Genomic DNA, 24930 nt, shown 5'->3' with positions numbered 1-24930 from the left:
TAAGCGCGCGGCCATGAAGTCCACGCCAAAGACCTTCCACGTCAAATCTTTCGGCTGCCAGATGAACGTCTATGACGGCGAGCGGATGGGCGAGCTAATGGCGGCCGGCGGGCTCAGCCCGACCAACGACGCGGCGGCAGCGGACTTGGTGATCCTGAACACCTGCCACATCCGCGAGCGGGCGACGGAGAAGGTCTATTCGGACATCGGGCGGCTGCGGAAGGACGCGGGCAAGCAGGGCCGGCGACCAATGATCGCGGTCGCGGGCTGCGTCGCGCAGGCCGAGGGCGACGAGATCGTGCGCCGCGCCAAGGTTGATGTGGTGGTCGGGCCGCAGAGCTATCACAACTTGCCCGAACTCGTCGCCCGCGCCGCGGCGGGCGTGGCGGCGGTCGATACCGACATGCCGCTGGCGTCGAAGTTCGGGGCGCTTCCCGCGCGGCGCAGGGTCGGGCCGTCGGCTTTCCTGACGGTGCAGGAAGGGTGCGACAAGTTCTGCACCTATTGCGTCGTGCCCTACACCCGCGGCGCCGAGGTCTCGCGGCCCTGGGGTCAGGTAATGACTGAGGCGCGCTCGCTGGTCGATGCCGGCGCGCGCGAGATCACGCTGCTGGGACAGAACGTCAACGCTTGGGCGGGCGAGGACGAGGCCGGGCAGCTCCAGGGGCTCGACGGGCTGATCCGCGCGTTAGACCAGCTGCCGGGGCTGGCGCGCATCCGCTACACGACGAGCCACCCCAACGACATGACACAAGGGCTGATCGACGCGCACCGCGATGTCGAGAAACTCATGCAGTTCCTCCATTTGCCCGTACAGTCGGGATCGGACCGGGTGCTCCGCGCGATGAACCGGAGCCACGACCGCGCCTCCTATCTCCGCCTGCTCGACCGCGTACGCGCCGCACGGCCGGACATCGCGCTGTCGGGCGACTTCATCGTCGGGTTCCCCGGCGAGACCGACGCCGACTTCGCCGAGACGCTCAGCCTGGTCGACGCGGTCGGCTACGCCCAAGCTTTCTCATTTAAATACAGCCCGCGCCCCGGCACCCCTGCCGCGAGCATGAGCGATCAAGTCGCGCCGGAGGTGATGGACGAACGGCTTCAGCGGCTCCAGGCGGCTTTGAACCGCGACCAACACGCCTTTAACCTCGGGACGGTCGGGCGGGTGTGCGACGTGCTGGTCGAGCGGCGAGGCAAGCTGCCCGGGCAGATGCTCGGCAAGTCGCCCTGGCTGCAGTCGGTGCATCTACTAACGAGTGCAGGCATCGGCGACCTGGTCGAGGTCGCGTTGACGGCCGCCGGGCCGAACTCGCTCACGGGTGGTCCCATCGCGCTCGCGGCGGAGTGATCAGCGCATCTTTTCCGCTTGCCCGCGCGTCCCCACTTCGACGACGATGTTTCAAGCAGCCTTAGGAGTCGCATGAGCCGCAAACCCGTTCCGGCGCAGGCCGGCGACCGTTCCCGCATCGAACTGGTGTTCGACAAGCCGCAGACGCTGGCGGCCCTGTTCGGCCAGTACGACCAGAACCTCGTGGCGCTGGAGAATCGGCTGGGCGTATACATCACCGCGCGCGGCAACCGCGTCCAGCTGGAGGGATCGGCCGAGCAGGTGGCGCTGGCGCGCGACGTGCTCCATGACCTCCAGGCGCGGATCGGGCGCGGTGAGGAGGTCGATACGGGGCTGGTCGACGCGTCGATCGCGATGGCGGCCGAGCCGGTGCTTGACGGCATCGTCCGCGCCGAGACGGGCGCGCCCCGCGTGGCGGGCATCAGCATCCGTACGCGCAAGAAGACGATCCTGCCGCGCACCCCCGCGCAGGCCGCGTATATGAACGCGCTGCACTCGAACGACATGATCTTCGCGCTCGGGCCGGCGGGCACGGGCAAGACCTATGTCGCGGTCGCGCAGGCGGTGGCGCAGCTCATCACCGGATCGGTACAACGGCTGATCTTGTCGCGGCCGGCGGTGGAGGCGGGTGAGCGGCTTGGTTTCCTTCCCGGCGACATGAAGGAGAAGGTCGATCCGTATCTGCGGCCGCTCTACGACGCGCTGTACGACTGCCTGCCAGCCGAGCAGGTGGAGCGGCGGATCGCGAGCGGGGAGATCGAGGTCGCGCCGATCGCCTTCATGCGGGGCCGCACGCTGGCGGACGCGTTCGTGATCCTGGACGAGGCGCAGAACACGACGGTGGCGCAGATGAAGATGTTCCTGACCCGCTTCGGCCAGAACAGCCGCATGGTGGTGTGCGGCGACCCGAACCAGGTCGACATCCCCGGCGGCGCGTCCGCGTCGGGGCTGGCGGACGCGGTCCGGCGGCTGGAGGGGCTGGAGGGCATCGCCATGGCGCGCTTCACCTCGGGCGACGTGGTGCGCCATCCGATCGTCGGGCGGATCGTCGAGGCGTACGAGGGCGGCGAGGCGGGCGCGGGCGCGTGATCGAGATCGCGCTGTCCCGCGAGGACCCATGGCCCGAACATGACTGGGACGCGCTGGCGGAACGCGCCGCGCGGGCGGCGGTGGAGCGGACGCCCCATGGCGGGCTGCTCGCCTCGCCGGCGGTGATCGAACTGTCGGTGCGGTTGGCCACGGACGAGGAGGTCCAACGGCTCAACCGGCAGTACCGGGGCAAGGACAAGCCTACCAACGTCCTGTCCTTCCCGATGATCCAGCCCGACCTGATCGAGAGCGTCAGCGCCAATTCGGACGACGGTGAGGTGCTGCTCGGCGACATCGTGCTCGCCCACGGCGTCTGCGCGGCGGAGGCGGCGGAGCGCGGGGTCGCGCTTGCCGACCACGCGGCGCATCTGATGGTGCATGGCGTCCTGCACCTGCTCGGCTATGATCATGCGGGCGAGTCGGAGGGCGACGCGATGGAGCGGATCGAGCGCGATGCGTTGTCCGCGCTCGGTCTCCACGATCCCTATCCCGTAAACGAGGACTGACCAGCGACCATGGCCGAGGGCCCCAACGCAGCCGAACCCGACAGTATCTGGGGCGGCCTCCGACGCGCGATCTTCGGCGAGCAGGCCGAGGACAAGCTCCGCGACCAGCTGGAAGAGGCGATCGACCGGCATGAGGGCGATCCGGCCCCCGACGCGGCGGGCGACCTGTCGCCGCTGGAGCGGCAGATGGTCCGGAACCTCCTCCATTTCGGCGAGCGCGACGCGGGCGACGTCGGGGTGCCGCGCGCGGACATCATCGCGGTCGAAGAGAACACGTCCTTCGGCGAGCTGGTGCGCATCTTCGCGGAGGCCGGGCACAGCCGCCTGCCCGTCTATCGCGGCAAGCTCGACCACATAATCGGCATGATCCACATCAAGGACGTGTTCGCGATCCTGGCGACCGGCGCGCCCAAGCCGCCCACCCTCACCGGGCTGATCCGCGAGCCGTTGTTCGTGCCCATGTCGCGCGGCGCGCTCGACCTGCTCGCCGACATGCGCCAGAAGCGCGTCCATCTGGCGGTGGTGCTCGACGAATATTCGGGCACCGAGGGGCTCGTCACGATCGAGGACCTGATCGAGGAGATCACCGGCGAGATCGAGGACGAGCATGACGACGCGCCCCAGGCGCTGATCGTCCCGCTCCCCGGCGGCGCGTGGGAGGCGGACGCGCGCGCCGAACTGGAGGATGCCGCCGCGCTGATCGACGCGCGGCTGGGCGAGGTGGAGGAGGACGTCGACACGCTCGGCGGGCTCGCCGCCGTTCTGGCGGGACGCGTGCCCGCGGTCGGCGAGCATGTCGATCATCCGTCGGGGTGGCGCCTGGAAGTCATCGAAGCGGATGAAAGGCGGATCAACCGCCTGCGGCTGCATCCGCCGCGGCCCGAGCCCGAGGATCCCGAGGAGTAGCGTCCCGAACGCTGATCGACCCGTTCGCTCAGGACGATCAGATTAAATCATTCGCTGGATTTGTCGCGCCGACCTATATTGGCGGCAGCACCGGCGAGATGGAGTTTGAGATATGGACGCGATCACCAAGGGCAGCCCGCTCAATGATCCGGGCAAGCAGCCCGCCGCGATGCGGACGCTGCTCGGCCGCACCAATCGCGATTGGTGGCCCAATCACCTGTCGGTCGACATCCTCCATCAGCGCGGCGTGTCGCCCGACCCGATGGGCGACGATTTCAGCTACGCCAAGGCGTTCCTCGAGCTCGACTACGTCGCCGTGAAGCGCGACCTGACCGCGCTGATGACCGACAGCAAGGCGTGGTGGCCGGCCGATTACGGGCATTATGGCCCGTTCTTCATCCGCCTGGCTTGGCATGCGGCGGGGACTTACCGCACGGGCGACGGACGCGGCGGCTCGTCCTCGGGGCAGCAGCGCTTCGCGCCGCTTAACTCGTGGCCGGACAACGGCAATCTCGACAAGGGTCGCCGTCTCCTCTGGCCGATCAAGCAGAAATACGGCAGCAAGCTCAGCTGGGCCGACCTGTTCATCCTGACGGGCAACGTCGCGATGGAGTCGATGGGCAGCCCGGTGTTCGGCTTCGGCGGCGGTCGCGCGGACGTGTTCGAGCCCGAAAAGGACATATATTGGGGCACCGAGGAGGAGTGGCTCGGCCAGACGCGCATCGACGAGGAGGCGGGCCTCGCGCTCGAGAACCCGCTCGCCGCGATCCAGCACGGCCTCATCTACGTCAATCCGGAGGGCCCCGGCGGCTGCCCGAACCCGGCCGGGTCGGCGCGCGACATGCGGGAGACCTTCGCGCGCATGGGCATGAACGACATCGAGACCGCGGCGCTGACGGCGGGCGGCCATACCTTCGGCAAGGCGCACGGCGCGGGCAATCCGAGCCATGTCGGCGTCGAGCCCGAGGGCTCCGACATCGCGGCGCAGGGCCTGGGCTGGGCGTCGACGCATGAGAGCGGGGTCGGCGATCACGCCATCACGAGCGGACTCGAAGGGTCGTGGACGCCGACGCCGACGACATGGGACATGACCTATTTCGACATGTTGCTCGACCATGAGTACGAACTGGTCAGGAGCCCAGCCGGTTCGCATCAGTATCAGCCGGTCGGCAATCCGGCCGAGACGCTGGCTCCCGGCGCGCACTCGCCGGAGAGGCGCGTGCCGACGATGATGTCGTCGGCCGACATGGCATTGAAGGTCGACCCCGCCTACCGCGCGGTCATCGAGCGGTTCCGGGCGGACCCCGAGTATTTCGCCGACCAGTGGGCGCGCGCCTGGTTCAAGCTGTGCCACCGCGACATGGGTCCCAGGGCGCGTTACCTTGGACCCGAGGTTCCCGCAGAGGACCTGATCTGGCAGGATCCGATCCCAAAGGCGGACTACAAGCCGATCGACGAGAACGACGTCGCCGGCCTTCGCCTCGCCATCAACGATGCGGGCCTGTCGGTCGCCGAACTCGTCGGGACCGCCTGGGCTTCGGCCTCGACCTACCGCCAGTCGGATCACCGCGGCGGCGCGAACGGCGCGCGTATCCGCCTGGAGCCGCAGCTAAGCTGGGAGGTCAACCAGCCCGAGCAGCTCCGCCGCGTCCTTCAGGTCTATGAGGGCGTGAAGGCGGCGTTCGACGGCGGCCGCGAGGACGGGAAGAAGGTGTCGATCGCCGACCTGATCGTACTCGGCGGATCGGTGGGCGTCGAGCGCGCGGCCGCCGCCGCGGGTCATGCGGTCGAGGTGCCGTTCACGCCCGGCCGCACCGACGCCACGCCCGAGCAGACCGATGCCGAGAGCTTCGACGTGCTGGAGCCCAAGGCGGACGCGTTCCGCAACTATCTGCAGGTCAAGTTCAGCGTGCCGACCGAGGAACTGATGGTCGACCGCTCGCAGCTACTGGGTCTCGCGGCCCCGGAGATGGCGGTGCTGGTCGGCGGGCTTCGCGTCCTTGGCGTCAACCACCCCAAGGCGGGGAAGCACGGCGTCTTCACCGACCGGGTGGGCACGCTCTCCAACGACTTCTTCGTGAACCTGCTCGACATGGGCACAGCGTGGAAGCAGGTCAGCGACGAGAGCGACGAGGAGTTCGTCGGCACCGACCGCGACACGCACGAGCAGCGTTGGACAGCGTCGCGCACCGATCTGGTGTTCGGCTCCAACTCGCAGCTGCGCGCGCTGGCCGAGGTCTACGCCTGCGCCGATGCCGGGCAGAAGTTCGTCCGCGATTTCGTCAAGGCATGGACCAAGGTGATGGAGGCCGACCGCTTCGACTTGAGCTACGGCGTCGATACGGCGGGCGATACGGATCGCGTCGTGACCGTCTAGCGCGCGAAACGGACCGGACGAAGGACAGGCCGTTGGTGGTGACGCCGGCGGCCTTCCTCGTGTCGCACACCTCCGCGTCGGGGATAGGATTGCGGGTCGTTCCTCACCCGCCTACCTTTGCGTCATGCTCCGACCCATCCTGATCGTCCTCGGCCTCCTCGCGCTCGCCGCCGGGGGCATATTCACGTGGCTTGCCTGGCCCGACACCGCGGAGCTTCCGTTCGAGGCGGTCGCGGGCAACCGCCCGACCATCTCCGCGCCGCGCGTCCAGACCTTGCCGACCGTCAAGATCGCCGAGGTCGTCGGCTGGAACGGCGGGCGTCCCACGCCCGCCGCCGGGCTCGCGGTCCAGCCCTTCGCGAGCGGGCTCGACCATCCGCGCTGGCTGTACCGGCTGCCCAACGGCGACGTGCTGGTCGCCGAGACCAACTCGCCGCCCCGGCCCAAGAAGGGCGTGACCGACATCGTGATGGGCTGGCTGCTCGGCCGCGCGGGCGCTGGCGTCCCCTCGGCGAACCGCATCACGTTGCTCCGCGACGTCGACGGCGACGGGGTGGCCGAGCTTAAACAGCCGTTCATGACCGGGCTCAACTCCCCCTTTGGCATGGCGCTCCTGAAAGGGCGACTTTACGTCGGCAACACCGACGCGCTCGTCCGCGTGCCCTATGCCGACGGACAGACGCGGATCACCGCCAAGCCCGAGCTCGTCGTCAGGCTCAATGGCGCGGGCAACCATTGGTCGCGCGGCGTGATCGTCGCGCCCGATGGCGAGACGCTGCTCGTCTCCGTCGGTTCGGCGTCGAACATCGCGGAGAAGGGGCTGGAGGCGGAGAAATATCGCGCGAACATCCTGCAGGTGTGGCCCGACAAGAACTGGCGCGTCTATGCGGCGGGATTGCGCAATCCCGTCGGCATGGCGATCAATCCGGTCACCAAGCAGCCCTGGACCGTCGTCAACGAACGCGACATGCTGGGTTCCGACCTCGCGCCCGATTACCTGACGCAGGTCGAGTTCGGCGATCATTTCGGCTGGCCGTGGTTCTATTGGGGCGGCTATCCCGACCGCCGGGTCGAGCCGGGCAACGCGCCGCTCCAGCAATATTCCAAGCGCCCCGACTATGCGATGGGGCCGCACGTAGCCGCGCTCGGGCTGACCTTCACCGACGGGCTCAGGCTCGGCGGGCGCTTCGCGGGCGGCGCGATCGTCGGCGAGCACGGGTCGTGGAACAGGAAGCCGGTATCGGGGTACAAGGTCGTCTATGTCCCCTTCGGCGCGAACGGCTTCCCGGTTCCCGGGGCCAAGCCCGTGGACCTGCTGGCGGGCTTCTTGGACGGCGAAGGCAAGGCGCGCGGGCGACCGGTGGGCGTCATCTCCGACCGCACGGGAGCGTTGCTGGTGGCGGATGATGTGGGGAACGTGATCTGGCGGGTGGCGCAGACCGCACGCCCGCGCCTCGCGGGCGAGACGGTCAAGCCCGGCCGGCCTGGCGCGAGCTAGGACCGACGACGCGGCTTTGCCGCGGCGCGACATGCGCGGGGCAGGTGCGCCGCGGCGAAGCCGCGTCGTGGGGGCACCTCGCGAAGTAGTACTTCGTGGGGACCCCGGCCGGTCGGTACGGCTAAGACGACCGCCGGCCCGGGCGGGGGCCGCACGCGATCCGCTCCGCTAATCGCGTGCGGCCCTGGCCCTATTCAAGCAACTTCGGCCCGTTCGCCTTCAGCGCCGCCTGGATCTGCCCCGCGAACATCGCCAGCATCGCCGGCAGCTCCAGTCGCGCATGGACAAGCGTGTCCCGCACATCGAGCCGCGCCTCGATGCGTTGGCCCAGCGCCTCGACGGTGAACAGCAGCGTGTCGCCCTCCCAGCCATGCCGGCTGACCTGGCCGCCGGGGATCCAGCCGGCGAGCTTGCCGAAGCCACGTTCGATGCGGCGGCGCGCCTCGGCTTGGCCGAGCTTGTGTGGCAGGTCGACTTCGACGGGGGCGGTCATGCGGGCACCTCGACGACGGAACGGGTGGGCGCGGGCTCGGTGGCGAAGAGTCGCGCATCGTCGGCGAACGCCTTGAACTCGAGCGCGTTGCCGCTGGGGTCGCGAAAGAACATCGTCGCCTGCTCTCCGGCTTGGCCGGCGAAACGGACGTGCGGCGGGATCCCGAACGCGACGCCCGCCGCCGCCAAGCGGTCGGCGAGCGTGCGCCAGTCATCCAGCCCGAGCACCACGCCGAAATGCGGCACGGGCACGTCATGGCCGTCGACCGCGTTGGATGTCGCCACGGGTTTGGCGGCCGGATCGAGATGGGCCACGATCTGATGGCCGAACAGGTCGAAATCGATCCAGCTCGCGCTCGAGCGTCCTTCGCGGCAGCCGAGCGTGCCGCGATAGAAACCGCGCGCGGCGGCGAGGTCGTGGACCGGAAAGGCGAGGTGGAACGGGCGCAGGCTCATGGCCCCTGCCCTAGCATCTTCGCGGACGCGGCGGGAGACCGAACCCGGGCCCGTGCGTTGAGCCGCACATGACCAAATCGGCAACCGAAATCATGGGCGAGATCGTCGCGGCCGCGACGATCGACGCGGTCGTCGCGTTCAAGGCGGCGTCCAAGGGCGTTCCCAACGCGCTGCTGCGCGATCTGGGCGCGGTCCATCCGAACACGACGGTCGCCGACCTGCCCGCCGAACTGCGCGCCGCGATCGCGTCGGGTGTCCGCGCCGCCTTCACGCGCCTGCAAAAAGAGGGGTACGTCATCGCCCCCGCCGGAGGCGCGTCACCCGGCCCGAACGCCCCGCCGCGCCCGCGCCCGGCCTCGCGCGGGCCGGGCAAGCCGCCCGTCGTGGAGGTCAAGCGACGGCCGCCGGGTGGCGGCAAGGGACCGTCCACCACACGCTGACGCCCTTCCGGGATTGTGCCGACCCCCGCCCCGCATCATAGCGCCGCGGTGATCCGCCATCCCGTCCTCGTCTCCCTCATCCTTGGTGCGGTCGCCGCATGCGGGTTCGCGCCGCTCGAGATGTGGCCGTTGACGTTGCTCGCCGTCGCGGGCTGGGCGGCGATCGTCCGGCGCGCCGCCTCGCTCGGGCGGGCGCTGGTGCTCGGCTATGCGTTCGGGGTCGGGCATTTCACCGTCAACGACAATTGGTTCCAGCACGCCTTCGACTTCCAGGACGCGATGCCGCCCGTGCTGGGCTATTTCGCGGCGGTCGCGCTGGCGCTCTATCTGGCCGTCTATCCGGCGATGGCGGCGGGGATCGCCTGGCGGTTCCGAGCGGTCGGGCCGGCGGTCTCGACGTCGCCGGACGCGGCATACGCGCCGGCGCTCGGGGCGGCGTGGATCGCGACCGAATACCTGCGGAGCGTCATGTTCACCGGTTACCCCTGGGACCCACTGTCGGTGATCTGGGTGCCGGTGCCGGGCGTGGCGCGGATGTCGGCGTTCGTCGGCACCTACGCCTTGTCGGGGTTGACCGTGGTCGCCGCCGTGAGCCTCCTGTCGCTGGTGCGACGCCGCTGGACCCTGCCGGCGGTCGCCGGATCGGGGCTGGCGCTGGCCGCGCTCTCCGCCCCCCTCACCCGCGCGCCCGACGCGGCCCCGGGCGGCGCGCGCGTGCGCGTGGTGCAGCCCAACATCGGCCAAGCGGATCGCGGCCCCGACGACGGCGAGCGCGTGCTCCGCGCCGTGCTCGCGCGCTCGGGGGAGCCTGGGCCCGCGCCGCGCCTCGTCGTCTGGCCCGAGGGCGTCGTGCGCGACTATCTGGAGGACGGCTATCCCGGCTACATCTATTACGGCCGCCCCGCCGCGCTGATCCGGCGACGAATCGCGAGCGTTCTGGGGCCCCGCGACATCGTCCTGACCGGAGGCACCGCGCTCGGCTTCGACCGCGACGACGACATCGCGGCCGCGGCCAACTCGGTGTTCGCGGTCGATGCGGACGCCCGGTTGCGCGGGCGGTACGACAAGGCGCACCTGGTCCCGTACGGCGAGTACCTGCCGATGGAGGCGTTGCTCGAACCGCTCGGGCTCAGGCGGCTGGTGCCGGGTGATTTCGATTTTTCGCCCGGCCCCGGTCCACGCAACCTGTTCCTGCCCGGCTTCGGCGCGGTGGGGATGCAGATCTGCTACGAGATCGTGTTTTCGGGCGAAGTGGTGAACCCCGCGCGGCGGCCGCGCTTCCTGTTCAATCCGTCCAACGACGCCTGGTTCGGGCGCTGGGGTCCGCCGCAGCATCTGGCGCAGGCGCGGATGCGCGCGATGGAGGAGGGGCTGCCGATCGTGCGCGCGACGCCGACGGGCGTCTCGGCGGTGATCGCCGCCGACGGGCGGCTGCTGGCGGCGATCCCGCACGAGACGGCCGGCGCGGTCGAGCTGCCGATCCCGCCGGCGCTGCCGCCCACCCCCTTCGCGCGGGCGGGCAACCTGCTCGCGGCGCTGGTCGCGACGCTGCTGCTCGGAGTGGCCGTTGCCATTCGCCGCCGGGCTCGCTAACGATCATATAAAGCTTTCTTTATATGATGGGGGCCAACAACCGCATGCGCACATCCTTCACCTTCACCTCCGAATCCGTGTCCGAGGGCCATCCCGATAAGGTGGCCGATCAAATCTCGGATGCGGTGGTCGATCTGTTCCTGTCCAAGGACCCGCAGTCGCGCATCGCCTGCGAGACCCTGACCACCACGCAGCTGGTCGTCCTGGCGGGCGAGATCCGGTGCAAGCCCGTCTACGATCGGGAAAAGCCGGAGTGGGAGGCGAACGGCTGGTGGGCCCCGGGCGCGAAGGAGGAGATCGAGCAGGTGGCGCGCGCGACGGTCAAGCGTATCGGCTACGAGCAGTCGGGGTTCCATTGGGAGACCTTCACCTTCTCCAACAACCTCCACGGCCAGTCCGCCGAGATCGCGATGGGCGTCGACGAGAGCGGCAACAAGGACGAGGGCGCGGGCGACCAGGGCATCATGTTCGGTTACGCCAGCGACGAGACGCCCGGCCTGATGCCCGCCACGCTCTATTACAGCCACAAGATCCTGGAGCGGATGGCCGCCGACCGCCATTCGGGCGCGGCGCCGTTCCTGGAACCCGACGCCAAGAGCCAGGTCTCGCTCCGCTACGAGAACGGCGTCCCCGCCGCCGCCACCGCGCTCGTCGTGTCGACCCAGCACAAGGCCGGCTATTGCGAGAAGGGCGACAACGCGGACCCCGCGCGCTACGCCGAGCTCAGGACCTATGTGGAGCGTGTACTCCACGACGTGCTCCCCGACGGTTTCATCACCGCCGAGACCAAAATGTACATCAACCCGACGGGCGCGTTCGAGATCGGCGGGCCGGACGGCGACGCCGGGCTGACGGGCCGCAAGATCATCGTCGACACCTATGGCGGCGCCGCTCCGCACGGCGGCGGCGCGTTCAGCGGAAAGGATCCGACCAAGGTCGACCGTTCGGCCGCGTACATCTCGCGCTATCTGGCCAAGAACGTGGTCGCCGCCGGGCTCGCCAAGCGATGCACGATCCAGCTCTCCTACGCGATCGGCGTGGCCGAGCCGCTGTCGGTGCATGTCGATACGCACGGGACCGGCACGGTCGAGGAAGCGGCGCTCGAGCGCGTGCTGCCCGGCCTGGTCCGGCTGACGCCCAAGGGCATCCGCGAGCATCTTCAGCTGAACGCGCCGATCTATCAGCGCACCGCGGCCTACGGCCATTTCGGCCGCGAGCCCGAAGGCCGTCACTTCACCTGGGAGCGGACGGATCTGGTCGACCGGCTCAAGGCGGCGGTCGAGAGCTGAACATCCCGCCGACGACGTCAGAGGACGTCGCCGACCTTCTCCGCGCCGCGCCACACCTCACACACCGGGCAGTCCGCATCCGCGTCCGCCGCGCGCATCGCCGCGCGGTCGTCGGCGGCCTCCACGTCCTTGCCCTTCACGATGCGCCCTTTGCGGCCACGCAGCTTGTACACCCGGTAGTGCGTCACGCCCGCCGATCCCTCCCCTCGACGGGTCCCCCGACCCGCCTATCGCCTCGGCGGAACGGATAGCCCGGTCCGGCCATGTTCGCAACGGCTTGGCCCCGTGTCCCGGGTTGGGACACGTCCTTGGCGCGTCATCCCATCGTCGATGGCCGACATCCGCCCACGGCGACGCGTCGGAACCCTTACATCGCAGCTTCGACGGAGGCGGGTCGCGTGCTCGGCGAATAGATCCGGACTTCTTGATCGAGCCGTTCCCGCATTGCGGAAGAAGCGTCGACCGGGTAGGGTCCGCAAAGATTAGATGCCGCAGAACACGCTTCTTGGCTTCTGCTAGCTCGAGTGCTCGAACATGTCGCTGGCCTCATCGAGTATCGGACAGCGGCGGCGGCGGCTCGCCATTTCACAGTCGAACTTCATTCCATGGCGAGGCTATTTCGACCTGATCGCGTCGGTCGACGAATTCATTTTCTATGACGACGTCCAATACACGAAAGGTGATTGGCGCAATCGGAACAAGATCAAGACGCCGCAAGGTACCCGGTGGCTGACGATTCCGGTCGGTGCCGACTTGCGCCGAAGGATCTGTGACGTCTCGATATCCGACCCCCAGTGCGGGTCCAAGCATTGGACGGTCCTGACGGCCAATTATGCCCGCGCCGAATGGTTCGAGGAGATGGCGGCATGGCTTCGCCCCTTCTTCGTCGAGCCCTGGACATCGCTGAGCGCACTTAACCGACGCCTGACCGCCGCAGTGTGCATGTTCCTAGGGATCGATACGAAACTCAGCATGTCCGCCGACTATCGTGCTCAGGGAGACCGGACCGGTCGACTTGTGGCGTTATGCGAGGAGGCTGGGGCCAGCACCTATGTCAGTGGGCCGAGCGCGGCGGCTTATTTGGATGTCGAGGCGTTCCGGCGGCGCGATGTGGAGGTGGTCTGGATGGATTACGACGGCTACCCGGATCATCCTCAGCTTTGGGGGCCGTTCGATCCGCGGGTCTCGATCCTGGACCTGCTGTTCAACTGCGGCCCGAACTCGCGTCGCTTCATGAAGCTCGGCCTGTCGTGAAGCTGTCGATCGTCGCCACGCTATACCGGTCGGCGCAGCACATCGCCGAGTTCCACCAGCGCGTGAGCGACGCCGCTCGGGACGTCGCAGGTGACGATTACGAAGTCGTGCTGGTCAATGACGGCTCACCCGACGACAGCCTGGCGAGGGCGATCGCGCTCACCGAGGTCGACGCGCGCGTGGTCGTCGTGGACCTGTCGCGCAATTTCGGTCACCACAAGGCGATGATGACGGGGCTTGCCCATACGCGGGGCGAGCTCATCTTCCTGATCGACAGCGACCTGGAAGAGCGACCCGACTGGCTTCTCCCCTTCTCGACGCAACTGCGACGGGACGGCTGCGACGTCGTCTACGGCGTGCAGCGCGAGCGCAAGGGAGGCATCGTCGAACGTTGGACGGGGTCGCTGTTTTACCGGCTCATGCGCGCGATGAGCGACGTCGACATGCCGCTGGACATGGTGACCGCCCGGCTGATGACGCGCCGCTACGTCGCGGCGCTCCTACGCCACGAGGAGCGGGAGATCGACATCGGCGGCCTCTGGGCGATCACGGGCTTCGACCAGCGGCCGCAGCTGGTCGACAAGTCGTCCACGAGCGAGACCACCTATACGCTGCGGCGGAGATTCGCCCTGCTCGTCAACTCGGTGACCTCGTTTTCGAGCGCGCCCCTAGTTCTGATCTTCTATGTCGGCGTCGCGATCAGCCTGGCATCCTTCATCTATCTCCTGTTCGTTCTCGCCATGTGGGTGGCGACCAGCCGGCCGGTGAGCGGATGGACATCGCTCATCGTCTCCGTCTGGCTGCTCGGCGGGACGATCATAGCCTTCATCGGCGTGATCGGGCTCTACCTGTCCAAGATGTTCACGGAGGTGAAACAGCGCCCCTATACCATCGTCAAGGATGTCCATGGCAGAAACTGATCGGGACGACTTCCGCCGGCGCACGATCACGCATTACCGCGAGCGTTTCGCGGAGCATGGGCCCACACCTCGCGGCGTCGACTGGAACGGCGCGGAGAGCCAGGACGCGCATTTCGCGCAGCTGCTCAAACTATTCCCCGAAGACGCCGCGGCGGATATCAACGATTTCGGTTGCGGCTACGGCGCGTTCGCGGATTACCTCGCCGCCCGGCGGCGCGTCACCCGCTATCGCGGCTATGACCTGAATGACGAGATGGTCGCCGCCGCTCGTGTTCTGCATCCCGATCCCGTTTTCACGTTCGAAGTGGCCGACGCGCCACTGCGCGAGGCGGACTACGGCGTCGCGAGCGGCGTGTTCACCTTGCGGCTCGGCCGCGACGACGAGGAGTGCTGGCAGGCGCTGCTGAACGGGATCGCCGCGCTCGATCGAACCAGCCGTCGGGGGTTCGCCCTTAACTGCCTCACGTCGTATTCGGACCGGGAGAAGATGCGGGATCACCTGTTCTACCCCGACCCCTGCCGCGTGTTCCACCATTGCAAGACGAGCTTCTCGCGCGAGGTGGCGCTTCTGCACGATTACGGGCTGTTCGCGTTCACGATCATCGTGCGCAAGAACGCCCGACCGTGACGGCGACGCGCGCGGTCGACTTCTCGTTCGTGGCCGCGACGATCGCGCTTTCGGTCTATGGACAGATCGCGCTGAAATGGCGCTTGGATCAGCTCGGCCCCTTGCCCGCCGGGGCCGGCCCCGCGCTCCGTCGGCTGTTGGTCGTGTTGTTCGATCCGGTCGTCGCTTCCACGTTCGTCGCCGCGTTCGCCGCCTCGCTCGCCTGGATGGCGGCCCTGACCCGGTTCGAGCTCAGCCGCATCTACCCGTTCACGAGCCTCAGCTTCGTTCTCGTGCTCCTGATCGGCGCATTCGTGCTCGGGGAGCGGCTGGACTGGTCCAAGATCGTCGGCGTCGCGCTGATCGTCATCGGCACGGCGGTCGTCTCCGCGGGGCCTCGATGAACCGTCGGACCCACGCGGTCGGTCGAAAATCGGTACCATGAGTCCACGTGCGGGCAGAGCGGCAGGCGCGCGCGCGCCTTTCGCGTCCACACCATGGCCGGCCGCGTCCGTCGCGGCGGTCGCCTGCTTGGCCGCGATCGCCGCGCAACGGTTCCTGGATCTAAGCCTGCATGACGAGGGCTTCCTTTGGTACGGCGCGCAACGCGTGCTTCGGGGCGAATTGCCCATCCGCGACTTCCAGGCCTATGATCCCGGCCGTTATTTCTGGGTGGCGGGCTGGATGGCCATGCTCGGCCATGACGGCATCCTGGCCCTGCGGTGGGCCAACGCGGTGCTCGCCGCCATCACCGTCGGACTGGCCACATGGATCGTCGGGTCCGGCTCGACCCGCCCAGGTGCGATCGCGCCCATGGCCACGGGCGCGACGTTCACCTTGTGGATGGCTCCCTATATCAAGGTCTCGGACAGCTTCGCCGCCATTCTTCTGCTGTTCGGGCTGACGCTATTGATACGGCGACCCTCGCCCGGTCGTTACTTCCGGAACGGCATCTGCCTCGGGGTGGCGTCGGTGATCGGCATCAATCACGCGCTCTACGGCTCGGTCGCGGCTATCCTGGCGCTACTTTACTTGCGGGGCATCCCGAATCCCGCGATCGCGATCGCGGCGACGATCGTGGGCGGGGTGGTCGGCTACTCGCCCGTTCTGATGCTCCACGCCCTGGTGCCGGGTTTCGCCTCGGCCTTCATCGACGGCGTCCGCCAGTTGCTCGAGTCCGGCACGACCAACCTGTCCCTGCCCTTTCCCGAGCTGCTCGCGGTGACGCGAGCGCGCGACGAGGGTGTTTTAAGGTCGATCACGCAATCGCTCTCGGCCCTGCTCTTCATTGGCGCTCCCCCGCTGTGGCTATGGGCGGCGTGGCGTTCGCGGCGCGCCGACATCAAGACCCCGGCGATCCCGGCGGGGTTGATCCTAGGCGTCCCTTACGCCCACTACGCCTACTCTCGCGCGGACGTGGTGCATATCGCCGTCAGCGTCCTGCCCCTGCTCGCAGCGGCCCTGGCTTGGATCGTGCGGTGGGAGAGGGTCCGACGGCGATGGACGGCCCTGACGATGACGTTCGGCGTCGCCCTCGTCATGACGGCGCGTGAGCATCCGGTCTATGGCGTGCTGAAAGGCCACGCCTCCGAAGCCATGGAGATCGACGGGGCGCGCTTGCTCGTCCGATCGAACAACGCCGACGAGATTCACGCCGCCCGGGCGGTCGCGGCCGGAGCGGGATCGGCCCCGTTCTTCTCGGGGCCTTACATGCCGGGTGCGTACGCACTGGCCAGGCGGAGGTCGCCGACTTGGGAAATCTACATGTTGTTTCCGGCTACGCGGTCGAGGCAGGAGGCGGAGATCGCGCGGCTGAGGACCTCCGGCGTTCGCTACGCCTTCATTTCCGGGCAACGGGTCGACGGACGGCCCGATCTCGGGCTCGAGAGGACGCATCCGCTGTTGTTCGCCTTCATCAGAAGCTGTCTCGACCGCGCGACGGGCATCTCCAAGACACCTTGGCTGACGATCCGGTGGACGGACAAAGCCGCCTGCCCTAATCTCGATGAAGCCGGACGGCCTGACCAGACGGAGTGGAAGTCGCGAACCGTTGCCGACCATACAAGCGGCGCAGACCATGATCTCTGAAGCCGAGACGATCCCGTTCAATCGACCTTTCATGGTCGGCACGGAATTCGCATACATCCGTGAAACGCATGAAAAGCTTCACCTGTCGGGCGATGGCACGTTCACCGCGAGATGCCATCGATGGCTGGAGGACCGCATCGGCTGCGGCACGGCGCTTCTCACCCACTCATGCACCGCCGCGCTCGAGATGGCCGCCTTGCTGATCGACATCCGGCCCGGTGACGAGGTGATCATGCCGTCCTACACCTTCGTCTCCACCGCGAACGCCTTCGTGCTCAGGGGCGGGGTGCCGGTGTTCGTGGACGTGCGGCGGGATACCTTGAACCTCGACGAGAGCCTGATCGAACAGGCCATCACGCCGCGAACCAAGGCGATCGTCCCGGTGCATTACGCCGGCGTTCCCTGCGACATGCGCGCCATCCTCGATATCGCCGAGCGCCATGGGCTTTTCGTCATCGAGGATGCGGCTCAAGCACTCATGTCGACCTACCGCGGCGAACCGGCCGGCGGCATGGGCCATCTCGCGGCCGTGAGCTTTCACGAAACCAAGAACATAAGCTCCGGTGAAGGCGGCGCCATCTTGATCAACGACGCTCACTTCGCCGAGCGAGCGCGATTCATCCGGGAAAAAGGTACCGACCGAAGCGATTTCCTGGCGGGCCGCATCGACAAGTATACCTGGGTCGACCTCGGATCGTCCTATCTGCCCAGCGAGATCACGGCCGCCTTCCTTTGGGCTCAGATGGAGGCGGCAAACGCCATCACGTCGCGCAGGCTGGATATGTGGGCACGATATCACGGCGAATTGCATGACCTCGACGTCGAGGACGCGCTTCGCCGACCTCTGATCCCGGATGATTGCCAAGGGAACGCACATATGTACCACGTCCTCCTGCCCTCCGAGCAGTCGCGTGAAGAGTGCATCGGGAGTTTGGCCGAATGCGGCATCGGCAGCGTCTCCCACTACGTCCCGCTCCATAGCTCGCCCGCCGGCAAGCGACTGGGACGTGCCTCCGGCGACTTGCCGGTGACCCGCGACATCAGCCGGAGAGTCCTTCGCTTGCCCCTATGGGTTGGCTTGGAGGAGGAGCAGCACCGAGTGATCGATGCCCTGCACACCATTCTCGGTCGTTAGAACGGCGGTCGGCGATCAGGGCACAAGCCCCGATCGTAAACATTCGTCCACACGCGTCGGCCGCGGGTACCCGCGACATGCGGTTCCGGTTGAGGAGCGTGGGCCATGCACTAAGGCCAGGCGTGGACCGGCTGGATCGGAAGGCGACGGGGATGGGCGAGTGGACGATCGGCGTGATCGGCGGGTCGGGGCTATATGCGATCGACGCGTTGGAGGACGCCGAGCGGCGGACGATCGACGGCCCGTTCGGCGAGCCCTCGGACGTGTTGCTGTGTGGACGGATCGGCTCCGTCCGCTTCGTGTTCCTCCCCCGCCACGGCCCCGGCCATCGACTGCCGCCCGGCGCGGTCAACGCGCGCGCCAATATCGATGCGTTGAAGCGCGCGGGCTGCACCGACGTGCTGGCGATCTCGTCGGTGGGCTCGTTGCGCGAAGAGCTCGAGCCCGGACGCTTCGTCGTCGTCGATCAGTTCATCGACCATACGGTCGCTCGGCCGTCGAGCTTTTTCGGCCCGGGCCTCGTCGCGCATGTGTCGATGGCGGAGCCCGTCTGCCCGCGCCTTTCCGCCTTCGCGGCCGACGCCGCGGCGGCCGCGGGCGCGCCGACGACGAAGGGCGGAACCTATCTCGCGATGGAGGGCCCGCACTTCTCCACCAGGGCGGAGTCGGCGCTATATCGACAGTGGGGTTGCGACGTGATCGGCATGACCGCGATGCCCGAAGCCAAGCTCGCGCGCGAGGCGGAGCTGCCGTACGCGCTGGTCGGCATGGTCACCGACTATGATTGCTGGCGGTCCGATGCCCCGCCCGTCGAGGTGGCGGACGTGATCGCGCGATTGGGCGCGAACGCATCGGTCGCGCGGCGGCTGATCGAGAAGCTGGCGCGGCTGCTCCCGCCCGAGCGAACCGCGTCGCCGCTCGACACGGTGCTCGATTTCGCGCTGATCACCGACCCCGCCCACCGCGACCCCGCGCTGGTCGCGACCTTGGACGCCGTGGCGGGGCGGGTTCTACGCTAGCCGCTGCAACTCGCCCCGCCCAGCACGCAGAAGCGCGCGCAATGCGGGTGGTTGAGCGCGACCGGCCGCATGGCCGCCACCAGCGTCGACCCCATGTCGAAGCCGGGATCGTAGGGCAGCAACGTGCAGGCGACGACGCCGGGTCGCGACGCACCCCGGCGCTTCACGACCATACGGCTCGAGGCGCACATGACGGACGCGGGCGACAGGTTCAGGATGGACCAGCAGCCGTCGCTGATCTCCGCGACATCGGCCGCCACGTCCATCTCCGGAAACAGGACGAGACGCGACGGGTCGGCGGCGTCGATCGGCAGCATCAGGTCGGCGAACAGCCGAGCATAGGCGATCCGCGCATCGACCTCCGCCTCGTCCGGCAGCGCGCGGCCGGCGACCGCGAGGCGGAACCCCTCCGACGCCAGCCAGCGAAGGCCGTCGACCGCCTTGTCCCAGGTTCCCGGGCCGCGCTCCGCTTCGTGCACGGCCCGCGAATGGTGGTCGAGACTGACGCGAATCATCAGCCGGTCGCCATGCCGAGCCCGCAGCGCCGCGAGCCCGCGCTCGAAACGACGCATCGGCCGCATCGCGTTGGTGAGCACCAATGCGTCATAGCCCCGCTCCAGAACGTCCGTCAGCATCGCCACGGTGTCGCGGTTCATGAACGGCTCGCCGCCGGTGAAGCCGATTTCGCATACGGGCAGGCGCTCGGCCGCGACCTCGTCCAGATAGGCGGCGACCTCGGCGGCCGTTAGATAGACCAGCGCGTCGTTCCGTGGTGAGCTCTCGATGTAGCAGGTGGCGCAGGCGAGATTGCACAGCGTGCCGGTGTTGAACCAAAGCGTGGTCAGCCCCGTCATCGGCGCGACGGCGCGGCGCTCGCCCTTGGCGGTGACGGAGGGATCACGAAATTTGGCCGGGTCGATCGGGCTCCGGTCCGCGCGGCGAAACGGGCCGGCGGCTGCGGAGGGATGATCGGTCATGGCCCGCATATGGAGGCGCGTTCGCCGACGCGCCACTCGCGGGCCTGTTCGCAGCTTCGCTTCCGTCCTAAGCGCAAGCGATGGCCGCGCCCCCCACCGTCAGCCGTATCCTGCTGACGGGCGCGTCCGGGTTGCTCGGCGGCGAGCTGGCGGGAAGACTCGTCGACCGTGGGCACCGTGTCACCGCGCTCGTCAATCGCAATCGCGAGGTGCGGCGGAACGACGGCCGGCCGCTGCCCGAAGGCGGGATCGCGTTGCTGTCCGGCGACATCACCCGCGCCGATTTCGGACTGGACGAGGCCGCGGCGGAGGAGGTGGCGCATGGGCACGACCTACTGATCCACTGCGCCGCGGCTACCGGGTTCGACCTCGCACCCGCCACCTATCAGGCGGTCAATGTGGACGGCATGCGCCATGCCGTCGGGCTGGCGCGCACCGCAAGCCTGCCGTTGTTGCACGTGAGCACCGCCTATGCCTGGGGCAAGCGCGACGGACCGGTCCCGGAGACGCCGCTCGACGGACCGCTCGACCACGCCAACGGCTATGAGGCGAGCAAGGCGGCGGCCGAGGAGATCGTCCGCGCGTCGGGCCTGCCTTATGCGATCGCGCGTCCCGGCATCGTGGTCGGTGACTGGACGACCGGCGCGATCGGCGGCTTCGACACTTTCTACGCCGTGTTCCGCCTACTCGCGACCGGCCGGATCGGGACGATGCCCGCGACCCCGAACGCGACGCTCGACCTGGTACCCATCGACCATGTCGCGGCTGGGCTGGTCGACCTCGCTGAGCGTATCCATGAGGCGGACGGGGGCGTGTTCCACCTCGTCTCGGGGGCGCCCGTTTCCATCGACCGTTTCCGCGATGCGATCTCCGCTTGGCCGCAATTCGCGAAGCCCGAGCTGGTCGATCCGGCCGCATTCGATCCGTCCCTGTCGCCGTCGCGCGAGCGTAGGCTCCACGAACGCGTGCTCGGACTCTACGCCAGCTATTTCGGGCACGACCCCCGCTTCGCCGACGAACGCGCCCGGGCGTTCACCGGACGGAGCTGCCCGCCGACCGACGACGCATTCCTCCGGCGGCTCGCGGCCTACGCCATCGGGGCCGGTTATGTCCCGGCCGGGTGAACCACGCATAGCCGTCTTCGCCCGGTATCCGGCGCCGGGCCAGGCCAAGACGCGGCTGATCCCGGCCCTGGGCGCGGCGGGTTCGGCGGCGCTTCATCGCAGGCTGGTCGAACGGACGCTCCGTGCGGTGCAGGCGTCCGGGTTGCCGTTCGAGATCCGCGCGACGGGCGCGGACATGGCGGCCTTCCAAGACTGGCTCGGAACCCTGTGCGTCGTCGATCAGGGTGACGGCGATCTCGGCGAACGGCTGGCGCGCGCGGGGCCGCCCTATCCCACGCTGTTCATCGGCTCGGACGCGCCCGATCTGGCGCCCGAGCATCTCCACGCCGCCGCCGACGAGCTTGGTCGCGCTCCCGCCGTGATCGGGCGTGCGGAGGATGGGGGCTATTGGCTGCTCGGCCTCGCGCGCGCGATGCCCGGCGTGTTCGATGGCGTCGACTGGGGCACGGACGCGGTGTTCGCGCAGACGCTGGCGCGCATTCGAACGGCCGGGGTCGAACCCGTGCTGCTTTCCGAGCTCGCCGACTTGGATCGGCCGGAGGATCTGGTGCGCTGGCCGGACCTCGCCCGATGACCGGCCCGGTGACTGCGGACGCGGACGCCGTCGCGATCGTCATCCCCACGCTCGACGAGGCGACGACGCTTTCGCGGCTGGCTCGCCTCCTGGCAGCACTCGATCCGCGGCCGACCGAGCTGATCCTGGTCGATGGCGGGAGCACGGACGGCACCGCCGACCTCGCCCGGACGTTGGGCTTCGTCGTCGTGGAGCATGCACCCGGCCGCGCGACTCAGGTCAATCGCGGCGTCGCCGAGGCGAATAGCCCCTTCGTCTGCGTCCTCCACGCCGACACGCTTCCACCCGACGACCTGGTCGCGGTCGTCCGCCACACGCTTTCCGACCGACGGGTGGCGCTCGCGGGCTTCACACCGCTCCTGAGCGGACCGGAGAAGGTGCGCTGGGCGACCTCGTTCCACAACTGGATCAAGACCTGGTACGCGCCGCTGCTGTTCCGCCCACACCTGTTCGTGCGCGGCGTGCGCCTGTTGTTCGGCGATCACGCCATGTTCTTTCGACGGGACGAGTTTCTGGCCGTCGGCGGCTGCGACGAGAGCGTGGCCGTAATGGAGGAGGCGGACCTGTGCATCAAGCTCGCCCGGTTCGGCCGCGTGCGCCTCGTCAACCGGGTGATCATCACCTCCGATCGGCGGGTCGCCGCTTGGGGCGAGTGGCGAGCGAACTGGGTGTACCTCCGCGTCGGCGTCAACTGGGCGCTGGGGATCAGGAAGCGGCTGGGCGACCGCTATCCGCATGTTCGATGACCGTTGGAACGGCGTCCTTGGACCGCTTCCAGGAAAACGCTTTTCGGCTTCGGCGTATGGATGGAACGGCCGGGCTGGACGCCGCCGGGTCGGCCCTTGCAGGAGGTGGACTTAGTCCATCGTCCAAGGGCGGCGTTCGGAGATGCGATCGTGTCTATCTCGCGGCGGGCCTACCCGTCCGGACGATTGCCGGCCGCCTCCACGCCTGGTGGATATCCGGTTCGCACGGCTGGCTCCGGCGCGCCTGTACCATCAACGCCGATGGCGACCGGGATACCGGCATTGGTGGAATGATTCTGGTTCCAGAGAACCGTCAGGCGTGCTCGACGCGCCGCAAGCCGGGGAGCCGTGCCAACAACCAAAGCATCACCGTGAGGCCGCCGAAGAGCGTGAAGGGATCGAACTGTCCGTGGACGAGCGTCTCGTGACCATCCTGGCACTCGACGCTGGCGGGCCTACCGAGCCAAGTAGGGTTATATTGGAGCGGGTGAAGGGAATCGAACCCTCGTCGTAAGCTTGGGAAGCTTCTGCTCTGCCATTGAGCTACACCCGCAAATCAAGCACTTAGTGTCGATCTGACCGCCTGCTGAGCTCCGGTTTACAATTCCGGTTTACACCCCGCGGGCGATGCGCCGACCCAGTGCCACGTTCCGGGCAGTGTCGTCAACGTAGATGCGCCGGATGCGCTCGACCTCCTCCTCCGACCAGCCCATGATGCTAGCGATCTCCTTACCGGTGAGGTCCGTTGTGGTCATCAGACGCGTGGCGAATGTGCCTCGAACGTCATGCAGGTGCTTGCTCTTCGTCTCGCCGGTCTCATCATCGACGTGGACGATGCCGGCCTTCTTAGCGATCCGTGCAACCTCCTTGCTGAGGGTGTCGAGATTCCAAGGCTTTCCCTTGGCGTTCACGAGCACGGTGCCGACGCCATCGGCACGTGGGCGATCTCGCAGCCGGTCGAGAACAGCGTCGAGCGCTGGAATGCGTGGCATTGTGGCAAACCGCCGTCGCCCGCGGCTTTTCTTGGCGGCTCTTTTCACGATCGCGAAGTCGCCAACTGCTTCCCAAGTAAGGCGCGCAAGGTCTTCCCGCCGCATTCCCGTCGCTCCCGCGAGTTGAACGGCATCGTCAACATGCTGGTCCTCTTCGCCGGCGGCCTTGCTGAACGCCTTAAGATTATCATCTGTCCAGATGATTTCGGCACGACCGCCATTCACGTAAAGTGCACCGATGCCTGCTGCCACGTTGATCGACAGGCGCCCGCGCTGGATCCCGAACTTCAGCAGCGCTTGCAGCACGGTCACGCCGTTGTCGGCAGCCCGCGGCGTGGCCGCTCGGCTATCGCGCCATGCGATCACTTTTTCGATCATGCGCGTATCGTTGAAGACGTTGAGCGGAACGTTGCCCCACTTCTCCTCAATCTTGTTCAGCGCCGAGCCCCAGGTCTTCTTGGTGCTCGCGGCCAAGCGGTCCCACTCAGGGCTGGAAGGGCGGTTCGGGTCCTCTGATCGCCAAGTCCGGACCAGTGACAATAGTGTGGCGGGGTTCGGCGCGAGCGCAGCGTCTTTGGTCTTCAGCTCGGCTGAGATCGCCTCGACCGCTTGCTGAGTCAGTTTCGGCTTCTTGGCGCCGTCAGCCGACATGACCTGCGGCCCGCCACGCCAGGCATAGACATACCAGCGGCTGCTGCCGTCGGCGAGGCGCTTGCGAACGAAGTGCACGCCTTTGATCACAGGCGGTCCGCCCACTGCGTGAAGACATCGACTTGGTCGTCGTTGGCGGCAGCTGTTACGACGATTGCTCCGTCCGGCCGCACCTCCAGAGTGGCGACCGACATGCCGGCTTTCCCGACAGCGGCGATCACCCGTTTAATGTCGACGACGCTGATTGGGCTCTTGATGCGCTGACGGCGCACGTTCATTTCCTCCCGAGAACTGCTGTTCCCGGGCTTCACCCGCTCCTTTTGATTTGGCGCAGCACTCCGTTGCCGGCCCGCGTGGGTCAGCTTCAGCGTCCCCTCAACTAGGGGGAGCAGCGGCAGGGCGATCTGTTCGGGAGCTTCCTCCCGGGTCGTGCCCCTCTCGACCGCACGGCGCGCTGACGCTCCTTGTGCGACCGGTTCTTTTTGTCGCGTCACGGGAGCACGCTCGCCGATCGCCGCTGGCAGACCCCCGGTCTAGGTGACGACGATGACCGAGGGTCGGCCAGCGGTGGCTACTACCAGCCGTCGCACCGAAGACCGCCGACCTAAGTGAGCGACTTCGTCTATGGTTGTGGACTGGATCCGGCGTTTGGGGAAGCCCCCCAAATGACATTCGTAGTTAGCGATGCGGTAACAACTCCACCTTTGCCTTGAGGGCCGGACTGTCATTCCGGCGGGGTCGCTTGCTCATCTTGCCTCGTGCTTGCGGCGAGTATGGCCGCTGTAAGATCGGCAACTGCAGCGCGACAATCAGGATGCGAGCGCAGCGACAATCAAGATGAGAATCGCG

The 24930-nt window shown here is 67.9% G+C and carries 25 protein-coding genes and 1 tRNA gene; 19 read left to right on the top strand and 7 right to left on the bottom strand.

The window, feature by feature from the left end:
• Nucleotides 1–13 precede the first annotated feature (13 nt).
• From miaB to ACFE71_RS07730, 6 genes are all read left to right on the top strand, one after another.
• Nucleotides 14–1348: a tRNA (N6-isopentenyl adenosine(37)-C2)-methylthiotransferase MiaB gene (gene miaB / locus ACFE71_RS07755; RefSeq protein ID WP_375428232.1), complete on the top strand. Its 1335-nt coding sequence runs from the start codon at nucleotides 14–16 to the stop codon at nucleotides 1346–1348.
• Between the two features lie 72 nt (nucleotides 1349–1420).
• Entirely contained in the window at nucleotides 1421–2437 is a 1017-nt protein-coding gene (locus ACFE71_RS07750; protein WP_375428231.1) for a PhoH family protein, read from the top strand.
• A complete protein-coding gene (ybeY, locus tag ACFE71_RS07745) occupies nucleotides 2434–2943 on the top strand; it encodes an rRNA maturation RNase YbeY (RefSeq protein ID WP_375428230.1) in 510 nt (169 codons plus the stop codon). The genes ACFE71_RS07750 and ybeY overlap by 4 nt, the downstream gene beginning before the upstream one ends.
• 9 nt (nucleotides 2944–2952) lie before the next feature.
• Nucleotides 2953–3849, top strand: a complete 897-nt coding sequence (locus ACFE71_RS07740; RefSeq protein WP_375428229.1) for a hemolysin family protein — start codon at nucleotides 2953–2955, stop codon at nucleotides 3847–3849.
• Between the two features lie 112 nt (nucleotides 3850–3961).
• Nucleotides 3962–6226 (top strand): catalase/peroxidase HPI, encoded by a 2265-nt coding sequence (gene katG / locus ACFE71_RS07735; protein WP_375428228.1) that lies wholly within the window; start codon nucleotides 3962–3964, stop codon nucleotides 6224–6226.
• Nucleotides 6227–6350: 124 nt separating this feature from the next.
• Complete coding sequence (locus ACFE71_RS07730; protein ID WP_375428227.1) at nucleotides 6351–7724, top strand: PQQ-dependent sugar dehydrogenase; 1374 nt, start codon at nucleotides 6351–6353, stop codon at nucleotides 7722–7724.
• A 190-nt stretch (nucleotides 7725–7914) separates the two neighbouring features.
• Here ACFE71_RS07730 and ACFE71_RS07725 read toward each other — a convergent pair whose 3' ends face one another.
• Together ACFE71_RS07725 and ACFE71_RS07720 are read right to left on the bottom strand one after the other, a co-directional pair.
• On the bottom strand, nucleotides 7915–8217 hold the full coding sequence (locus ACFE71_RS07725) for a polyhydroxyalkanoic acid system family protein (protein ID WP_375428226.1): 303 nt from the start codon (nucleotides 8215–8217) through the stop codon (nucleotides 7915–7917).
• Nucleotides 8214–8672 (bottom strand): VOC family protein, encoded by a 459-nt coding sequence (locus ACFE71_RS07720; protein ID WP_375428225.1) that lies wholly within the window; start codon nucleotides 8670–8672, stop codon nucleotides 8214–8216. The genes ACFE71_RS07725 and ACFE71_RS07720 overlap by 4 nt, the downstream gene beginning before the upstream one ends.
• A gap of 68 nt (nucleotides 8673–8740) precedes the next feature.
• On the opposite strand from ACFE71_RS07720, the gene ACFE71_RS07715 reads away from it, so the two are divergent.
• The 3 genes from ACFE71_RS07715 to metK are packed head-to-tail and all read left to right on the top strand — an operon-like array spanning nucleotide 8741 to nucleotide 11994.
• Complete coding sequence (locus ACFE71_RS07715; RefSeq protein ID WP_375428224.1) at nucleotides 8741–9112, top strand: hypothetical protein; 372 nt, start codon at nucleotides 8741–8743, stop codon at nucleotides 9110–9112.
• Between the two features lie 48 nt (nucleotides 9113–9160).
• A complete protein-coding gene (gene lnt, locus ACFE71_RS07710) occupies nucleotides 9161–10705 on the top strand; it encodes an apolipoprotein N-acyltransferase (protein WP_375428223.1) in 1545 nt (514 codons plus the stop codon).
• 44 nt (nucleotides 10706–10749) lie between these two features.
• Nucleotides 10750–11994 (top strand): methionine adenosyltransferase, encoded by a 1245-nt coding sequence (gene metK, locus ACFE71_RS07705; protein WP_375428246.1) that lies wholly within the window; start codon nucleotides 10750–10752, stop codon nucleotides 11992–11994.
• 17 nt (nucleotides 11995–12011) lie between these two features.
• Here metK and ACFE71_RS07700 read toward each other — a convergent pair whose 3' ends face one another.
• Nucleotides 12012–12182 carry a hypothetical protein gene (locus ACFE71_RS07700; RefSeq protein ID WP_375428222.1) on the bottom strand — a complete coding sequence of 57 codons (171 nt, stop codon included), beginning with the start codon at nucleotides 12180–12182 and terminating at the stop codon, nucleotides 12012–12014.
• Between the two features lie 346 nt (nucleotides 12183–12528).
• Between ACFE71_RS07700 and ACFE71_RS07695 the strand changes: the two genes are divergently transcribed.
• The 7 genes from ACFE71_RS07695 to mtnP all read left to right on the top strand — a co-directional run bounded on the left by ACFE71_RS07695 (nucleotide 12529) and on the right by mtnP (nucleotide 19017).
• Complete coding sequence (locus tag ACFE71_RS07695) at nucleotides 12529–13248, top strand: WbqC family protein (RefSeq protein ID WP_375428221.1); 720 nt, start codon at nucleotides 12529–12531, stop codon at nucleotides 13246–13248.
• On the top strand, nucleotides 13245–14168 hold the full coding sequence (locus ACFE71_RS07690) for a glycosyltransferase family 2 protein (RefSeq protein ID WP_375428220.1): 924 nt from the start codon (nucleotides 13245–13247) through the stop codon (nucleotides 14166–14168). The genes ACFE71_RS07695 and ACFE71_RS07690 overlap by 4 nt, the downstream gene beginning before the upstream one ends.
• Nucleotides 14155–14796: a class I SAM-dependent methyltransferase gene (locus ACFE71_RS07685; RefSeq protein ID WP_375428219.1), complete on the top strand. Its 642-nt coding sequence runs from the start codon at nucleotides 14155–14157 to the stop codon at nucleotides 14794–14796. The genes ACFE71_RS07690 and ACFE71_RS07685 overlap by 14 nt, the downstream gene beginning before the upstream one ends.
• Entirely contained in the window at nucleotides 14793–15179 is a 387-nt protein-coding gene (locus ACFE71_RS07680) for an EamA family transporter (RefSeq protein WP_375428218.1), read from the top strand. Before ACFE71_RS07685 ends, ACFE71_RS07680 begins: the two co-directional genes overlap by 4 nt.
• A 37-nt stretch (nucleotides 15180–15216) precedes the next feature.
• Complete coding sequence (locus ACFE71_RS07675) at nucleotides 15217–16863, top strand: hypothetical protein (protein WP_375428217.1); 1647 nt, start codon at nucleotides 15217–15219, stop codon at nucleotides 16861–16863.
• The gene (gene rffA, locus ACFE71_RS07670) at nucleotides 16853–17998 is read left to right on the top strand and encodes a dTDP-4-amino-4,6-dideoxygalactose transaminase (RefSeq protein WP_375428216.1); all 1146 of its coding nucleotides are present in this window, start codon (nucleotides 16853–16855) and stop codon (nucleotides 17996–17998) included. The genes ACFE71_RS07675 and rffA overlap by 11 nt, the downstream gene beginning before the upstream one ends.
• Nucleotides 17999–18150: 152 nt before the next feature.
• The gene (gene mtnP, locus ACFE71_RS07665) at nucleotides 18151–19017 is read left to right on the top strand and encodes an S-methyl-5'-thioadenosine phosphorylase (RefSeq protein WP_375428245.1); all 867 of its coding nucleotides are present in this window, start codon (nucleotides 18151–18153) and stop codon (nucleotides 19015–19017) included.
• Here the strand turns inward: mtnP and ACFE71_RS07660 are convergent.
• A complete protein-coding gene (locus tag ACFE71_RS07660; RefSeq protein WP_375428215.1) occupies nucleotides 19014–19994 on the bottom strand; it encodes a radical SAM protein in 981 nt (326 codons plus the stop codon). The genes mtnP and ACFE71_RS07660 overlap by 4 nt on opposite strands.
• Nucleotides 19995–20074: 80 nt before the next feature.
• Here ACFE71_RS07660 and ACFE71_RS07655 point away from each other — a divergent pair, with 80 nt between their 5' ends.
• The 3 genes from ACFE71_RS07655 to ACFE71_RS07645 are packed head-to-tail and all read left to right on the top strand — an operon-like array spanning nucleotide 20075 to nucleotide 22438.
• Nucleotides 20075–21118: an SDR family oxidoreductase gene (locus ACFE71_RS07655; RefSeq protein WP_375428214.1), complete on the top strand. Its 1044-nt coding sequence runs from the start codon at nucleotides 20075–20077 to the stop codon at nucleotides 21116–21118.
• On the top strand, nucleotides 21102–21692 hold the full coding sequence (locus ACFE71_RS07650; protein WP_375428213.1) for a TIGR04282 family arsenosugar biosynthesis glycosyltransferase: 591 nt from the start codon (nucleotides 21102–21104) through the stop codon (nucleotides 21690–21692). The genes ACFE71_RS07655 and ACFE71_RS07650 overlap by 17 nt, the downstream gene beginning before the upstream one ends.
• On the top strand, nucleotides 21689–22438 hold the full coding sequence (locus ACFE71_RS07645; RefSeq protein WP_375428212.1) for a glycosyltransferase: 750 nt from the start codon (nucleotides 21689–21691) through the stop codon (nucleotides 22436–22438). The genes ACFE71_RS07650 and ACFE71_RS07645 overlap by 4 nt, the downstream gene beginning before the upstream one ends.
• A gap of 479 nt (nucleotides 22439–22917) precedes the next feature.
• On the opposite strand, the gene ACFE71_RS07640 is transcribed toward ACFE71_RS07645, so the two are convergent.
• The 3 genes from ACFE71_RS07640 to ACFE71_RS07630 all read right to left on the bottom strand — a co-directional run bounded on the left by ACFE71_RS07640 (nucleotide 22918) and on the right by ACFE71_RS07630 (nucleotide 24575).
• A tRNA-Gly gene (locus tag ACFE71_RS07640) sits at nucleotides 22918–22991 on the bottom strand.
• A 58-nt stretch (nucleotides 22992–23049) separates the two neighbouring features.
• Nucleotides 23050–24171, bottom strand: a complete 1122-nt coding sequence (locus tag ACFE71_RS07635) for a tyrosine-type recombinase/integrase (protein WP_375428211.1) — start codon at nucleotides 24169–24171, stop codon at nucleotides 23050–23052.
• A complete protein-coding gene (locus ACFE71_RS07630; RefSeq protein ID WP_375428210.1) occupies nucleotides 24168–24575 on the bottom strand; it encodes a hypothetical protein in 408 nt (135 codons plus the stop codon). The genes ACFE71_RS07635 and ACFE71_RS07630 overlap by 4 nt, the downstream gene beginning before the upstream one ends.
• Nucleotides 24576–24930: the final 355 nt, after the last annotated feature.

This window comes from uncultured Sphingomonas sp. (genome assembly GCF_964237155.1).
Taxonomy (GTDB): domain Bacteria; phylum Pseudomonadota; class Alphaproteobacteria; order Sphingomonadales; family Sphingomonadaceae; genus Sphingomonas.
Note: the sequence above shows the minus strand (reverse complement) of the source record. Positions and strands in the feature narration are given on the sequence as shown.